The 13,854-nt window shown below is 63.3% G+C and carries 14 protein-coding genes; 6 read left to right on the top strand and 8 right to left on the bottom strand.

The window, feature by feature from the left end:
- Positions 1 to 31 precede the first annotated feature (31 nt).
- Positions 32 to 457 (top strand): DUF1841 family protein, encoded by a 426-nt coding sequence (locus tag LN047_RS05360; RefSeq protein ID WP_062840390.1) that lies wholly within the window; start codon positions 32 to 34, stop codon positions 455 to 457.
- 63 nt (positions 458 to 520) lie between these two features.
- On the opposite strand, the gene LN047_RS05355 is transcribed toward LN047_RS05360, so the two are convergent.
- Together LN047_RS05355 and LN047_RS05350 are read right to left on the bottom strand one after the other, a co-directional pair.
- The gene (locus tag LN047_RS05355; protein ID WP_062840389.1) at positions 521 to 883 is read right to left on the bottom strand and encodes a cytochrome c; all 363 of its coding nucleotides are present in this window, start codon (positions 881 to 883) and stop codon (positions 521 to 523) included.
- Between the two features lie 12 nt (positions 884 to 895).
- Entirely contained in the window at positions 896 to 1,249 is a 354-nt protein-coding gene (locus tag LN047_RS05350; protein WP_142050644.1) for a cytochrome c, read from the bottom strand.
- Positions 1,250 to 1,424: 175 nt separating this feature from the next.
- On the opposite strand from LN047_RS05350, the gene LN047_RS05345 reads away from it, so the two are divergent.
- Together LN047_RS05345 and LN047_RS05340 are read left to right on the top strand one after the other, a co-directional pair.
- Positions 1,425 to 2,306 carry a MoxR family ATPase gene (locus LN047_RS05345; RefSeq protein ID WP_062840388.1) on the top strand — a complete coding sequence of 294 codons (882 nt, stop codon included), beginning with the start codon at positions 1,425 to 1,427 and terminating at the stop codon, positions 2,304 to 2,306.
- Between the two features lie 25 nt (positions 2,307 to 2,331).
- Positions 2,332 to 3,504: a VWA domain-containing protein gene (locus LN047_RS05340; protein WP_373981266.1), complete on the top strand. Its 1,173-nt coding sequence runs from the start codon at positions 2,332 to 2,334 to the stop codon at positions 3,502 to 3,504.
- A 25-nt stretch (positions 3,505 to 3,529) separates the two neighbouring features.
- On the opposite strand, the gene LN047_RS05335 is transcribed toward LN047_RS05340, so the two are convergent.
- From LN047_RS05335 to LN047_RS05325, 3 genes are all read right to left on the bottom strand, one after another.
- The gene (locus tag LN047_RS05335) at positions 3,530 to 4,087 is read right to left on the bottom strand and encodes an N-acetyltransferase family protein (protein WP_373981265.1); all 558 of its coding nucleotides are present in this window, start codon (positions 4,085 to 4,087) and stop codon (positions 3,530 to 3,532) included.
- 115 nt (positions 4,088 to 4,202) lie between these two features.
- The gene (locus LN047_RS05330; protein ID WP_217617783.1) at positions 4,203 to 4,583 is read right to left on the bottom strand and encodes a hypothetical protein; all 381 of its coding nucleotides are present in this window, start codon (positions 4,581 to 4,583) and stop codon (positions 4,203 to 4,205) included.
- 247 nt (positions 4,584 to 4,830) lie between these two features.
- Positions 4,831 to 5,430 carry a GNAT family N-acetyltransferase gene (locus LN047_RS05325; RefSeq protein ID WP_373981264.1) on the bottom strand — a complete coding sequence of 200 codons (600 nt, stop codon included), beginning with the start codon at positions 5,428 to 5,430 and terminating at the stop codon, positions 4,831 to 4,833.
- 132 nt (positions 5,431 to 5,562) lie between these two features.
- On the opposite strand from LN047_RS05325, the gene LN047_RS05320 reads away from it, so the two are divergent.
- From LN047_RS05320 to LN047_RS05310, 3 genes are all read left to right on the top strand, one after another.
- Positions 5,563 to 8,310: a pitrilysin family protein gene (locus LN047_RS05320; protein ID WP_152383575.1), complete on the top strand. Its 2,748-nt coding sequence runs from the start codon at positions 5,563 to 5,565 to the stop codon at positions 8,308 to 8,310.
- A gap of 284 nt (positions 8,311 to 8,594) precedes the next feature.
- Positions 8,595 to 8,984, top strand: coding sequence for a DUF4148 domain-containing protein (locus tag LN047_RS05315; protein WP_062840384.1), 390 nt, complete (start codon positions 8,595 to 8,597; stop codon positions 8,982 to 8,984).
- A gap of 833 nt (positions 8,985 to 9,817) precedes the next feature.
- Positions 9,818 to 10,099, top strand: coding sequence for a DUF4148 domain-containing protein (locus LN047_RS05310; RefSeq protein ID WP_373981263.1), 282 nt, complete (start codon positions 9,818 to 9,820; stop codon positions 10,097 to 10,099).
- 87 nt (positions 10,100 to 10,186) lie between these two features.
- On the opposite strand, the gene dnaJ is transcribed toward LN047_RS05310, so the two are convergent.
- From dnaJ to LN047_RS05295, 3 genes are all read right to left on the bottom strand, one after another.
- Positions 10,187 to 11,317 carry a molecular chaperone DnaJ gene (dnaJ, locus tag LN047_RS05305; protein ID WP_056321287.1) on the bottom strand — a complete coding sequence of 377 codons (1,131 nt, stop codon included), beginning with the start codon at positions 11,315 to 11,317 and terminating at the stop codon, positions 10,187 to 10,189.
- Between the two features lie 109 nt (positions 11,318 to 11,426).
- Positions 11,427 to 13,352, bottom strand: a complete 1,926-nt coding sequence (dnaK, locus tag LN047_RS05300; protein WP_056321286.1) for a molecular chaperone DnaK — start codon at positions 13,350 to 13,352, stop codon at positions 11,427 to 11,429.
- 84 nt (positions 13,353 to 13,436) lie between these two features.
- On the bottom strand, positions 13,437 to 13,841 hold the full coding sequence (locus LN047_RS05295; RefSeq protein WP_062840379.1) for a thioredoxin family protein: 405 nt from the start codon (positions 13,839 to 13,841) through the stop codon (positions 13,437 to 13,439).
- Between the last annotated feature and the right edge of the window lie 13 nt (positions 13,842 to 13,854).

Raw genomic sequence — 13,854 nt, 5'->3', positions numbered from 1 at the left:
GCGACTCCATCCTGCTTTTGGCTCCCTCCCGATGTTCAATCCCTCCCGCGACCAAGTTCGCGAATTCTTTATCGAAACCTGGCGCAAGCACCGCGCCAACGAGGTCCTGACCCCGCTGGAGGCGATCGCGCTGGACTGGATCATCGAGCACCCGGAATACCACGCAGACCTCGAAAGCCCCGAGGCCATGACGGCCGAATATGCGGTGGAAAAAGGCCGGACCAATCCGTTCCTGCACCTGTCCATGCACCTGGCAATCGCGGAACAACTGTCCATCGACCATCCGCCCGGCATCCGCCAGGCCTACCAGCAGCTGACGGCGCGCTCGGACGCGCACCACGCCGCCCACGAAATCATGGAATGCCTGGGCCAGGTCGTCTGGGAAGCGCAACGCCTGGGCACGCCGCTGGACAGCGACACCTACATCGACCTGATCCGCCGCCGCGCCAGCCTCTGACCCAAACAAAAAACCCTCGCTCGCGAGGGTTTTTCCTTGCACACCCGCCGCAGCGGGCGCGTCTTAGCGCCGGACGCCCAGGTCGCTGGGCAGCGACGCCAGCCACGCCGACACGTTGGAGATGTCCTGGTCGGACAGTTGCGTGGCAAAGGCGCCCATGATCGGGTTCTTGCGCACATTGGCCGTGGCCGCGCTGCCGGAGGCGCCACGCTTGTAGGCCTTCAGGGCATGCACCAGGTAATCGGCGTGCTGCCCGGCCAGCGTCGGATAGGCGGGATCCACCGCCGTCTTGGCGTCGGCGCCGTGGCACGAGGCGCAGTTGAATTTGTCGAAGACGGCCTTGCCGGCCGCCAGGTCCTGCGCCTGGGCGGCTGCGCCCGAAATGGCCAGGGTCGCGCCCGCAAGGGCAAGCATGGTGCGGTTCATGGTGTTGCCCCCTTACTTGAGATTCGAGTAGTACGCGGCCAGGTCGGCGATATCCTGGTCGGTCAAGCTGCCGGCGACGGCATCCATCGTGGGATGGCTGCGCGCGCCTTTCTTGTACTCGTTGAGGGCCGTTTCGATGTACTTGGCGTTTTGGCCAGCAATCATCGGAACATGGTAAAGCTCGGGAAACGATGCCTTGTAGCCTGGGATGCCATGGCAACCGATGCACATCGAAACCTTGTCTCGGGCATTCTGGACATTACCGACCGGCGCTGCGTCTGCAGCAACAGCCTGGCCGGCGATCGCACAGGACGCCATCGTGGCCAACACGGAAACCGTGTACTTCAGAGAGGTTCGCAACTTCATTGGAATGACTCTTCTTGGTATGGCTAAGGACTAGGGCCTGCTCACACGAAAAGGCCCTCTGCAAACACGTTGCGGGTGGAACCCAAAGCAAAACCGCCTGATTGTACGATAATTGCTCAGGATTAATACCTTGCGTTAGTGTTGATCCCAATCAAACCACAGAAGCCATCAGATCATGCCCGCAGCCCAGACCGCCTCCTCCGCCAAGCCAGTCCGCTTCGATGGCACCGACAGCTACGTCGCCACCGACGATCTCAAGCTCGCAGTAAACGCCGCCCTCACCTTGCAACGCCCGCTTCTCATCAAGGGCGAACCCGGCACCGGCAAGACGATGCTGGCCGAGGAAGTGGCCCGCGCGCTGGGACGGCCGCTGCTGCAATGGCACATCAAGTCCACCACCAAGGCGCACCAGGGCCTGTATGAATACGACGCCGTCTCGCGGCTGCGCGATTCGCAGTTGGGCGACGAGAAAGTCCGCGATATCCGCAACTACATCGTGCAGGGCACGCTGTGGCAGGCGTTCCAGTCGCACGAGCCGGTGGTGCTGCTGATCGACGAGATCGACAAGGCCGACATCGAATTTCCCAATGACCTGCTGCGCGAACTGGACCGCATGGAGTTCCATGTGTACGAGACGCGCGAGACCATCTCCGCGCGCCACCGTCCGCTCGTCATCATCACGTCCAACAACGAAAAGGACCTGCCCGACGCGTTCCTGCGCCGCTGCTTCTTTCACTACATCCGCTTTCCCGATCGCGACACGATGCGCGACATCGTGGCGGTCCACTATCCGGATCTGAAGCAGGACGTGCTGCGCGCCGCGCTGGACACGTTCTTCGCGCTGCGCGATGCGCCGGGCCTGAAGAAAAAGCCGTCCACGTCCGAACTGCTGGATTGGCTGCGCCTCTTGCTGGCCGAGGACGTCTCGGCCGCGCAGATCGACGCGCACACCGCCACCGCCGTGCCGCTGATGGCCGGCGCGCTGCTCAAGAACGAGCAGGACGTGCATCTTCTTGAACGCCTGGCGGCCATGACGCGCGGCGGCCAGCGCCGCTGATCCCGCATCCAAGGGCGGCACGCACATGCTGATCGACTTCTTCTATCACCTCCGGGCACACAAGCTGCCGGTCTCGGTCAAGGAATACCTGACGCTGGTGGACGCCTTGCGCCAGGACCTGATGTCGCCCACGCTGGACGAGTTCTACTTCCTGGCGCGCGCCACGCTGGTCAAGGACGAATCGCTCTACGACCGCTACGACAAGGCGTTTGGCGCGTACTACCGCGGCATCGAGGCCGCGTTGCCCGCAGGCAAGGAGATCCCGCTCGACTGGCTCATCAAGCAGTTCGAAAAAAGCCTGTTGCCCGAAGAAAAGGCCGCCATCGAAAAGCACGGCTGGGACAAGCTCATGGAGCTCTTCAAGGAGCGCATGGATGAGCAGAAGGAGCGCCACGCGGGCGGCAGCAAATGGATCGGCACGGGTGGCACGTCGCCCTTCGGCAACGGCGGCTACCACCCCGAAGGCATCCGCGTGGGCGGCGCATCGGCCGGCAACCGCACGGCGGTCAAGGTCTGGGACATGCGCCAGTTCAAGGACTACGACGACCAGGTCGAATTGGGCACGCGCAACTTCAAGGTGGCATTGCGCCGCCTGCGCCGCTTCGCGCGCCAAGGCGCCGATCTGGAACTGGACTTGGACGACACCATCGCCAGCACCGCGCGCAACGCCGGCCATCTGGACCTGCGCATGGTCCCGGAACGCCACAACACGGTCAAAGTGCTGATGCTCCTGGACGTGGGCGGCAGCATGGACGACCACATCGGCCGCGTCGAGGAACTGTTCTCGGCGGCCCGCAGCGAGTTCCGCAACCTCGAGGTCTATTACTTCCACAACTGCCCGTACGAAAGCCTGTGGCAGAGCAACCGCCGGCGCCAGAACGAGCGCTTCGACACCTGGGACGTGCTGCGCAAGTACAACCCGGACTGGCGCCTGATCATCGTGGGCGACGCCACCATGAGTCCCTACGAGATCCTGCAGCCCGGGGGCTCTGTCGAACACTACAACAAGGAGCCCGGCGCCGAATGGATGCGCCGGTTGCTGGACGCCTGGCCCAAGTCGGTGTGGCTGAACCCCGAGCCCACGGCTTCCTGGCAGTACCGCCAGTCCATTGCCTTGATGCGCGACATCATGCAGGACCGCATGTATCCCGTGACCGTCGCCGGGCTGGAGCAGGCGATGCGGATGCTGTCGAAGTAGAGGCCGAGGGCGCCAGCCGCCGATCTCAGCCGTCGACCGGGTTTTCCGGCGTGTTAAGCGTCAGCTGATAAAAGGCCAGGTCGAGCCAGCGGCCGAATTTGAAGCCGGCCTCGCGGATGGTGCCGGCGTGCACGAACCCCAGCTTTTCATGCAGCCGGATGCTGCCCTGATTGGACGCATCGATGCCGCCGACCATGACGTGCACGCCATCGGCGCGCGCCCGTTCGATCAGGAGGCCCATCATCGCCTCGCCCAGGCCGCGTCCGCGAAAGCGCCCGTCCACGTAGACGGAATGCTCGACCGAATACTTGAACGCCGGAAACGCGCGGAACGTGCCGTAGCTCGCGAACGCCATCAATTCGCCGTCTTCGTTTTCCAGACCCAAGACCGGAAAACCGCCCTGCTCCTTGGCCTGGAACCAGCCCTGCATGGCCTCGCGCGGCCGCGGCTTGTAGTCGTACAGCGCGGTGGAGTTCGCAATGGCGTCATTGAAAATGGCCAGGATCTGGTCGGCGTGGCGCGCGTGCGTGCACGAGACCAGGGTGGTGCCTCGCGGGGCGCGGAGTTCGGCGGGCGTCGTCATGGCCGGGATTTTAGCGACCGGGCCGCGCGCCGCCTACCGGCATGAACCGGGCACAGGGCGAAAAAAAACCGGCGATGTCGCCGGTTCAGTGAAATGTTGCCGCTTCTGGCCACTCTCAGGCGGCGCGGCTCTCCACAGATCGATGCGCGCCGTTTGCCGCATGGCGCAAACCCGGGCACTGCCGCCATGCCAATTCGTCGGCGTCCATGTCCAGGTCGAACAAATCTTGCGCGGCGGGCCACGGATGGGAGCGCGCGGTGGCGCCCTCCATTTCAAGCACATGGCCGGCAAATCCGCGAGGCGATCCGCCGCACTCCGCGAAATACCGCTGGGAACTCAGGTCCACCACGTAGGTGGTCATGTCATGGGTCAATATGGCCACGTATTGGCCGTCATCACTGGCATAAGCGTACTGAAACTGTCCTTTGATGCCGTCGCCATTCAGGGCATTGCCGGTCAGTTGGGACAAGGCACGCGTGACGATCTCGGTCAGCATGGGTCGTTCCTCCGTAGAATGCGCCAGCAGGATGCCGGCGGCGAAGGCGCGAACGACAAGCACCGGCGCCGCGCTGCGGCGGCGTCTGGCGTTGGACGGGAAGCCGGTAAAACGGCTGTCGCGCATCCCGTCAACAACAGCGAATGCGTGCTTAAAAGCTTACACCCGCGACCGGAACCGATTCAAATCCCCTGGGAAATCAGAGTTGCTGCGCCGCAGCATCAAGCCGGATGCGGCTTCGCGCCGCTTATGCCGCCGCAAACACCGCAGCGTCTGTAGCGCCCCCCGCTTCGCGCCGGCGGCGCCAGGCGTCCCGCCCGATGCGGTACAGCACGTGGGCGCGCAAAGGATGGCCTCGCGGCACGGCGGGGTGATCGAAGGGCTGCGGGTCGGCCGCCATGCCCAGGCGGTCCATTACGGCGCGGGACCGCAGGTTGTCCGTGGCGGTGAAGGCGACGATCTCATCCAGCGCGGCCTGCTCGAAGCCCACACCAAGGGCCGCGCCGGCCGCCTCGCTGGCGTAGCCCCGTCCCCAGAATGACTGCGCCAGACGCCAGCCGATTTCCACCCCGGGCGAAAACGGCAACGCAGGCGCCAGCGGCTTGATGCCCACGAAGCCGATGAAAGGCGCCACGCCGGGCGCTTCCACCGCCCAGAAGCCCCAGCCGTGCTCGTCGATGCCTGCGGCCAGCCTGTCGGCCGGGGCATCGCTTTCCTGGGGCGTGAGCGGCAGCAGGAACTGTGTCACTGTCGGGTCCGCGTTCAGGGCCGCAAAGGGCTTGCGATCGGAGGCCCGCCATTGCCGCAGCACCAGGCGTGGCGTTTGGACTTCAACGGTCAGGGACATAGGAATTTCCTCGGCATTGCGGATGGCGCTGCAGCGATGCGGCGACTTTGGCGGGAGGCCCGCCGCAGCGCCTGAACCATTGCCAACGTATACACTCCAACGGATTCTGCCATGCCAAAGGAATGATCCGCCATGCGCTTGTCCCTGTCGAAGCTGCCGCGCCCCCTGGGTGTGCTGCTGTTTTCCTCCTTCCTGGCCTTTCAGGCCGGAGCCGCCAGCCTGCCGGCCGGCGTCACGGAGGCCGCCTCGATCGAAGGCATCACCGAATACCGCCTGGCCAATGGCCTGCGGGTGCTCCTGGTACCCGACGAATCCAAGCCGTCCACCACGGTCAACATGACCTACCTGGTGGGCTCGCGCAACGAAAACTACGGCCAGACCGGCATGGCCCACCTCTTGGAACACATGCTGTTCAAGGGCACGTCCACCACGCGTAACGCGATGGGCGAGTTCTCGCGCCGCGGCCTCCAGGCCAATGGGTCGACCTCCAGTGACCGCACCAACTATTTCGCCAGCTTCGCGGCCAACCCCGAGACGCTGAAGTGGTATCTCGGCTGGCAGGCCGATGCGATGGTCAATTCGCTGATCGCCAAGGAAGACCTGGACTCGGAAATGACCGTGGTCCGCAATGAAATGGAAAGCGGCGAGAACAATCCTTTCCGCATCCTGATGCAGAAGATGCAGTCGGCGGCCTACCAGTGGCACAGCTACGGCAAGAACACGATCGGCGCCCGCTCGGACGTTGAAAACGTGGACATCGCGCAGCTGCGCGCCTTCTACCACGAGTACTACCAGCCCGATAACGCCGTGCTGATCGTGGCGGGCAAGTTCGATCCGCAGACGACGCTGGCGGACATCGAGGCCACGCTGGGCAAGCTGCCCAAGCCCGACCGCAAGCTGCCGCCGGAATACACGGTAGAGCCGGCGCAGGACGGCGAGCGGTCGGTGACGCTGCGCCGCACGGGCGGCACGCCGCTGGTCGCGGCGATGTATCACATCCCCGCCGGCGCCAGCGCGGACTTCGTGCCGTTCGACCTGGCCACCACGATCCTGGCCGACACGCCGTCGGGCCGTCTGTACCATGCGCTGGTTCCGACCAAGCTGGCCTCTGGCGTGTTCGGTTTCACGATGGAAAATCTGGATCCGGGACTGGCGATGTTCGCCGCGCAACTGACGCCGGGCAAGGACCTGGACGCGGCCATGACGGCGCTGACGGGCACGCTGGAGTCGCTCGACAAAAAGCCGTTCACGCAGCAGGAGCTGGACCGCGCGCGCAGCAAGTGGCTGACCTCGTGGGAACAGACCTACAGCGACCCCGAACAAGTCGGCGTGGCGCTATCTGAAGCGATCGCCGCGGGCGACTGGCGTCTCTTTTTCCTGCAGCGCGACCGCGCGCGCCAGGCCACGCTGGCCGAAGTGCAAAAGGCCGCGACGACCTATCTGGTGCAGAGCAACCGCATCGAAGGCCGCTACATCCCGACCGAAAAGCCGGTGCGCGCGCCGCAGACGCAGCGCGTGGACCTCACGGCGGTGTTCAAGGACTACAAGGGCGATCCGGACTTCAAGGCCGCCTCGGCGTTCGATCCCTCGCCGGCCAACATCGACAAGCTGACCAAGCGCACGACGCTTGACCTGCCCAATGGCCCGGTGAAACTGGCGCTGTTGCCCAAGGCCACGCGCGGCAGCCGCGTGCAGGCGCAGATGCTGATTCAATTCGGCAACGAAAAGGACCTGCTGGGCCAACGCGTGAATTCCAGCGCGGCCGCCGACCTGCTGCTGCGCGGCACGGACAAGCTGACGCGTCAGGACATTCAGGACCGTCTGGACAAGCTGCAGGCCGAGCTGGGCTTTAGCGGCGGCGGCACGACGCTGAAGGTAGCGATGTCGACCAAGGGCGAAAATCTGCCGGAGCTGACGGCGCTGGCGCTGGAGATCATCCGCAACGCCAGCTTCCCGAAGGAACAAGTCGAGGAATACCAGCGTCAGCTCGAGACCTCGATCCAGAACGCGATGACGGAGCCGTCGGCCCTGGCCGGCCGTACGCTGGCCCGCCACGACAATCCGTGGCCTGCCGACGACCTGCGTTACGTGCCGACGTTCGAGGAGTCGCTGGCCAGCGTGCGCGCGCTGAATCGCGAGGCACTGGCCAAGTTCCACGCGAAGTTCTACGGCGCGGGCGACATCGAGTTCTCGGCGGTGGGCGATTTCGAGCCGGAAGCGGTGGAAAAATCGCTGCGCGCGGGACTTGCCGGATGGAAGAAGGCGCCTGCCTATACCCGCGTGCCGAACCCGTATCGCGACGTGCCGGCCAAGCAGTTCGACATCAATACGCCGGACAAGGCCAACGCGTTCTATCTGTCGCGCATGCCGCTGAAGCTGCAGGACACGGACGCCGATTATGCGGCGCTGTATCTGGCCAACTATCTGTTCGGCGCGTCGGAAACGTCGCGGCTGTGGAACCGGGTGCGCGAGACCGAAGGTCTGTCGTACAACGTGCGCAGCTCGCTGTCGGTATCGTCGTTCGAACCTGCCGCAAGCTGGAGCATCTATGCGATCTACGCGCCGCAGAATCGCGAGCGCCTCGAGAAGGCAATCAATGAGGAACTGGCGCGGGTCCTGAAGGATGGCTTCTCGGACAAGGAAATCTCGGAGGGCATCACTGCGCTGCTGAACTACCGCAATCTGGCGCGCGCGCAGGACGATGTATTGGCCAGCACCTGGCTGGACTATCTGGAGCGTGGCCGCACGTTTGCGTGGTCGGCCGAGATGGACAAGAAGATCTCGGCCTTGACGCCTGACGCGGTGAACGCCGCGCTGCGCAAGTACGTGCGTCCGGACGGATTCAGCACGGCGCTGGCAGGTGACTTCAAGAAGCCCTGACGCATCGCCGCATGGGAAGCCCCTGCTTAGGCAGGGGTTTTTTTTGCATAGTCTATTTGATCCCGTGGAGTGGAAAGGCGGGAAACGGATTCAACCATTCCATTGATGGGGATAATTTGTCCTCCTGAATCTATTACTCGGTTATTTGGAAAGATGTTTTCAAGGAATAAGGGTTTATCCCAGGTTCGATGACGAGGACAATTCAGTTCATCGGGAACAGCAAACGAACACGACGGAGCGCCGCCGGATTCGGTCCCCATTTACGACGAATTGGAGGTCTCATTATGAAAACCCTAGCCACTACCCTTTTCCTATCCCTGGCCCTGGCCGGTGTCGGCGCACAAGCCGCCGGCGTCGAGCAAGCGAAGAGCAGCGCCCAGGTGGCGACTGAACTGCACGAAGCAAAAGTCAGCGGCCAGTACACCTTCGGCGAGCTGGACTATCCGCCCGCCCTGCCCCAAAAGACCAGCCTGAGCTCGCAGGAAGTGCAAGCCCAGCTGCAACAAGCCAAGGTCAGCGGCCAATACACGTTCGGCGAATTGCAGTACCCGCCGGTCGCCGCCGCCACGGGCGCCGCGAAGTCGCGCGCCGATGTCCAGCAGGAACTGGCGCAAGCGAAGGCCAGCGGTCAATACACGTTCGGCGAGCTCGAATACCCGCCGATCAGCCGGTGAGCTGCTTGCTGTAGCCCGGCCGGCCTCGGGCGGCATCATGGCCTGAGGCCGGTATTTTCGGCATACAGCGGCGGTGGAAGTAGCAGTAGTAGTTGTTGTAGTCGAAGTTGAAGTTGCAGTAGTTGCAGTTGTAGTTGAGGTAGCAGTTGTAGTTGCTGTGATGTAGTTGCAGTCAGCAGTTGAAGTTCGCAGTTGCTGTATTAGTAGTTGTAGTTGCAGTAGCGAAGAGGCCGTGGCGATGCGTCACGGTCTCTTTTTTTGTCGGTTCACGACTGGTGGGGATCTGGGTTCTTTTGGCGCCCGGCGCGGCCACGGCGCCCGGCGCGCGGGGCCACGATTGCGGTCCGGAGCCTTCGCTCCGGACTTCCCCTGCCTCATCCTCGTCATCGCCTACGGCGATTCCTTCGGATTCCGTTGGGCTTATCGACGCCCCACGCACCGGGCACCGCAGCCACACCGGGCTCGCGGTGTCGGAAACAAGACGGGCGTCGGGGGGGGTGGTTTGCTTGGCGTTTTTTTTTCGCGGTTTTAGTTGTTTGGAGGATCTTGCGGGGCCCGCGCTGCGTTGGCCGCGCGGGCGGCCTCGCAGCGCTTACGCGATGTGGTTCGGTTTCGGGTGTTCGCTGCGCGCGGCTGGCTCCGAAATCCCCATTCCCTATATCCGTAATTTTTAGAAACCCTTCGATTTCTTGGCTATTTGGAAGGTGGTTTCATGCGTGCGGGTTTATTCGAGTTTCTTACGGTACGCCGCATCGGCCCTCTTGATATGTACTGGGTCGTGAGGCAGCGACGTGGGACTCGATCTCTCTTAAAACAAACTGGAGCTCTCACACATGAAAATCCTGGCCACCACGCTGTTCTTTTCCCTGGCCCTGGCCAGCACCGGCGCGCATGCGGCGGGCGCTGAACACGGGAAGTCCGGCTCTCAGGTCGCGGCCGAGTTGCAGGAAGCCAAGCTGACCGGCCAGTACACGTTTGGCGAAATGGACTATCCCGCCGCTTTGCCCCGCACCTCCGGCCTGACCGAACAGGATGTGCGAGCCGAGCTTCAACAAGCCAAGGCCAATGGCGAATACACCTTTGGCGAACTGGATTACCCGCCGGTCGCTCGATAAGCAGCCGGATGTGGACGGGCCGATATCGAAAGGCCCGAAAAAAAAGCCGCGACTCTCGTCGCGGCTTTTTGCTGAAGATCGGCGTGATCAGCTGAAGAATTCCTTGACGCGGTCCGTCCAGGATTTGCTTTGCGGCGAGTGGCGGTCGCCGCCGTCGTTCAACGACGCTTCGAACTGGCGCAGGATGTTCTTTTGGTCTTCGCTCAAGCGCACCGGCGTTTCCACCACGACGTGGCAGTAGAGGTCGCCGGGGTAGCTGCCGCGCACGCCGCGGATGCCCTTGCCGCGCAGGCGGAAGGTCTTGCCGGACTGGGTGCCTTCGGGGATGGAGATCTCGGCCTTGCCGCCCAGCGTGGGCACCTGGAGTTCGCCGCCCAATGCCGCCGTGGTGAACGGGATGGTCAGCTCGCAGTGCAGGTCGTCGCCGTCGCGCTGGAAGATCTTGTGCTGCTTGATGTGGATTTCCACATACAAGTCGCCCGGAGGGCCGCCATTGATGCCGGGTTCGCCATTGCCGCTGGAGCGGATGCGCATGCCGTCGTCGATGCCGGCCGGGATCTTGACCTGGAGGGTCTTGTTGCGGCGGATGCGGCCGACGCCGTCGCAGGACGGGCACGGGTCCGTGATTTCCTTGCCGTTGCCGTGGCAGGTCGGGCAGGTTTGCTGGACGCTGAAGAAACCTTGCTGCATGCGCACGGCGCCCGAGCCGCCGCAGGTGCGGCAAGTCTTGGGCGAGGTGCCGGGCTTGGCGCCGGAGCCGTGGCAGGTGTCGCAGTTTTCCCAGCTGGGAACGCGGATCTCCGTGTCGAAACCGGCGGCTGCCTGTTCGAGGGTGATTTCCAGCGCGTATTTGAGGTCGGCGCCGCGGTACACCTGGGGACCGCCGCCACGACGGCCACCGCCGCCGCCGCCGAAGATTTCGCCAAAGATGTCGCCGAACGCGTCGGCGAAACCGCCGCCCATGCCCGCGCCGCCCATGCCGGCGGCATTGGGATCGACGCCAGCGTGACCGTAGCGGTCGTACGCGGCGCGCTTTTGCTCATCGCCCAGGACCTCGTAGGCTTCCTTGGCTTCCTTGAACTTCTCTTCGGCTTCTTTGCTGTCCGGATTGCGGTCCGGATGGTATTTCATGGCCAGCTTTCGATAGGCCTTCTTGAGATCGTCGTCCGAGGCGTTTTTTGCCACGCCCAAGACGTCGTAATAGTCGCGTTTTGCCATGATCCGTGGGCTCGAAACCGAGCCTTCTTTTCAGTGCTACAGAATGAGTTCGCCCGGTAGGCGGATTTCTCCGGCTACCGGGCGGCAGAGGCAGGTCAGCGCCCGGCCATTATTGGTCGCGCTTGACTTCCTTGAAGTCGGCGTCGACGACGTTGTCGTCCACCGGCTTCGCGTTGTCGGCCGCTTGCTGCTGGCCGGCGGCTTGCTGCGCCTGCATGTCGGCGTACATCTTTTCGCCGAGCTTTTGCGATGCGGTCGACAGGGCTTCCACCTTGGCGTCGATCGCGGCCTTGTCGCCTTCCTTCAGCGTGTCTTCCAGGTCCTTGATGGCGGCTTCGATGCTTTCCTTTTCGGAAGCTTCGAGCTTGTCGCCGTACTCGGTCAACGACTTGCGGGTGGCATGCACCAGCGCATCGGCCTGGTTACGCGATTGGGCCAGTTCGGCAACGCGGTGATCTTCCTCGGCGTTGGCCTCGGCATCCTTGACCATGCGCTGGATCTCGTCTTCCGACAGACCCGAGTTGGCCTTGATGGTGATCTTGTTTTCCTTGCCGGTGCCCTTGTCCTTGGCGGACACGTGCAGGATGCCGTTGGCGTCGATGTCGAACGTGACTTCGATCTGCGGCATGCCGCGCGGCGACGGCGGAATACCTTCGAGGTTGAACTCGCCCAGGGCCTTGTTGCCCGCAGCAATTTCGCGCTCGCCCTGGAACACCTTGATCGTCACGGCCGGCTGGTTGTCGTCGGCAGTCGAGAACGTCTGCGAGAACCGGGTCGGGATCGTGGTGTTCTTCTGGATCATCTTGGTCATGACGCCGCCCAGGGTTTCGATACCCAGGGACAACGGCGTGACGTCCAGCAGCAGCACGTCCTTGCGGTCGCCCGACAGCACGGAGCCCTGGATGGCGGCGCCAGCGGCGACGGCTTCATCGGGGTTCACGTCCTTGCGCGGATCCTTGCCGAAGAATTCCTTCACCTTTTCCTGGACCTTGGGCATGCGGGTCATGCCGCCGACGAGGATCACGTCGTCGATGTCGGAGACCTTCACGCCGGCGTCCTTGATGGCGACGCGGCAGGGCTCGATCGTGCGTTCGATCAATTCTTCGACCAGCGCTTCCAGCTTGGCGCGCGTGATCTTCAGGTTCAAGTGCTTGGGACCGGAGGCATCGGCCGTGATGTACGGCAGGTTGATTTCGGTCTGCTGCGCGGACGACAGTTCGATCTTGGCCTTTTCGGCGGCTTCCTTCAGGCGTTGCAGCGCCAGCACGTCCTTGGACAGGTCAACGCCTTGTTCCTTCTTGAACTCGGCAATGATGTAGTCGATGATGCGCTGGTCGAAGTCTTCGCCGCCCAGGAAGGTGTCGCCGTTGGTCGACAGCACTTCGAACTGCTTTTCGCCGTCCACGTCGGCGATTTCGATGATGGACACGTCGAACGTGCCGCCGCCCAGGTCATAGACAGCGATCTTGCGGTCGCCCTTTTCGGTCTTGTCCAGGCCGAACGCCAGCGCCGCGGCGGTGGGTTCGTTGATGATGCGCTTGACTTCCAGGCCCGCGATGCGGCCGGCGTCCTTGGTGGCCTGGCGCTGGCTGTCGTTGAAGTAGGCGGGCACGGTGATGACGGCCTCGGTCACTTCTTCGCCCAGGTAGTCCTCGGCGGTCTTCTTCATCTTGCGCAGCACGTCGGCCGACACTTGGGGAGGCGCCATCTTCTTGCCGCGCACTTCAACCCAGGCGTCGCCGTTGTCGGCCTTGACGATGGCGTAGGGCATCAGATTGATGTCCTTCTGCACTGCCTTTTCTTCGAACTTGCGACCGATCAGACGCTTCACGGCGTAGAGCGTGTTGCGCGGGTTGGTCACGGCCTGGCGCTTGGCAGGCGCGCCGACCAGAGTCTCGCCGTCATCCATGTAAGCAACGATGGAGGGGGTGGTGCGAGCACCTTCGGCGTTTTCGATGATCTTGACCTGCCCGCCGTCCATGACAGCCACGCAGCTGTTGGTCGTTCCCAGGTCAATGCCAATAATCTTGCTCATGGTGGGTTACCTTGATTATTAAATCTATGAAAAATTGGGGAAAACTGCTTGTCCCCCCATAACTGGGGCTGCCCAAAGGGTTTTTCAAGACGCCGGGCTGGAATTTTCGGCGCCCGATTCCTGCAGGCGGTGGATCGCCGCCGTGAACTGGGGCAATCCGGGCCAGCCGGTGATGCGCCCCAGGCGCTTGCCGGACCGGTACAGCACAAAAGTGGGGACGCCATGCAACGAAAAGCGGCGTCCCAGCGGTTCATCCGCATAGACATCGGCTTCGAACCACGTCAGGCCAAGCCCTACCAGCGTTTCCTGGTGCAGCAGCGCCGCCTGTTTGAACAGATTGCAGTTGTAGCAATCCTGGCCCCACAGGAAGACACAGCGCAGGTCCGCCCCGGGCGCTTGCACCACGGCCGCATCGAATCCCGCGGTGTCGACATGGCGCATGCCGAACACCTGGAATACCTGGGCCGGGTCAAAGCGCGGGTCGGTCATGGTGGGACGCGGT

It is taken from the genome of Achromobacter sp. JD417, from assembly GCF_041879325.1.
Lineage (GTDB): Bacteria > Pseudomonadota > Gammaproteobacteria > Burkholderiales > Burkholderiaceae_B > Achromobacter > Achromobacter mucicolens.
The sequence above is the reverse complement of the archived record's forward strand: the minus strand, read 5'-3'. Positions and strand labels throughout refer to the sequence as shown.

What these genes read in the sequence shown, in the direction of transcription:
- LN047_RS05345 (WP_062840388.1), top strand. Translation starts at nt 1,425, where the DNA reads ATGCCCGCAGCCCAGACCGCCTCCTCCGCCAAGCCAGTCCGCTTCGAT.
- LN047_RS05355 (WP_062840389.1), bottom strand. Translation starts at nt 883, where the DNA reads ATGAACCGCACCATGCTTGCCCTTGCGGGCGCGACCCTGGCCATTTCG.
- LN047_RS05335 (WP_373981265.1), bottom strand. Translation starts at nt 4,087, where the DNA reads ATGACGACGCCCGCCGAACTCCGCGCCCCGCGAGGCACCACCCTGGTC.
- LN047_RS05340 (WP_373981266.1), top strand. Translation starts at nt 2,332, where the DNA reads ATGCTGATCGACTTCTTCTATCACCTCCGGGCACACAAGCTGCCGGTC.
- LN047_RS05330 (WP_217617783.1), bottom strand. Translation starts at nt 4,583, where the DNA reads ATGCTGACCGAGATCGTCACGCGTGCCTTGTCCCAACTGACCGGCAAT.
- dnaJ (WP_056321287.1), bottom strand. Translation starts at nt 11,317, where the DNA reads ATGGCAAAACGCGACTATTACGACGTCTTGGGCGTGGCAAAAAACGCC.
- LN047_RS05320 (WP_152383575.1), top strand. Translation starts at nt 5,563, where the DNA reads ATGCGCTTGTCCCTGTCGAAGCTGCCGCGCCCCCTGGGTGTGCTGCTG.
- LN047_RS05295 (WP_062840379.1), bottom strand. Translation starts at nt 13,841, where the DNA reads ATGACCGACCCGCGCTTTGACCCGGCCCAGGTATTCCAGGTGTTCGGC.
- LN047_RS05325 (WP_373981264.1), bottom strand. Translation starts at nt 5,430, where the DNA reads ATGTCCCTGACCGTTGAAGTCCAAACGCCACGCCTGGTGCTGCGGCAA.
- LN047_RS05315 (WP_062840384.1), top strand. Translation starts at nt 8,595, where the DNA reads ATGAAAACCCTAGCCACTACCCTTTTCCTATCCCTGGCCCTGGCCGGT.
- LN047_RS05310 (WP_373981263.1), top strand. Translation starts at nt 9,818, where the DNA reads ATGAAAATCCTGGCCACCACGCTGTTCTTTTCCCTGGCCCTGGCCAGC.
- dnaK (WP_056321286.1), bottom strand. Translation starts at nt 13,352, where the DNA reads ATGAGCAAGATTATTGGCATTGACCTGGGAACGACCAACAGCTGCGTG.
- LN047_RS05350 (WP_142050644.1), bottom strand. Translation starts at nt 1,249, where the DNA reads ATGAAGTTGCGAACCTCTCTGAAGTACACGGTTTCCGTGTTGGCCACG.
- LN047_RS05360 (WP_062840390.1), top strand. Translation starts at nt 32, where the DNA reads ATGTTCAATCCCTCCCGCGACCAAGTTCGCGAATTCTTTATCGAAACC.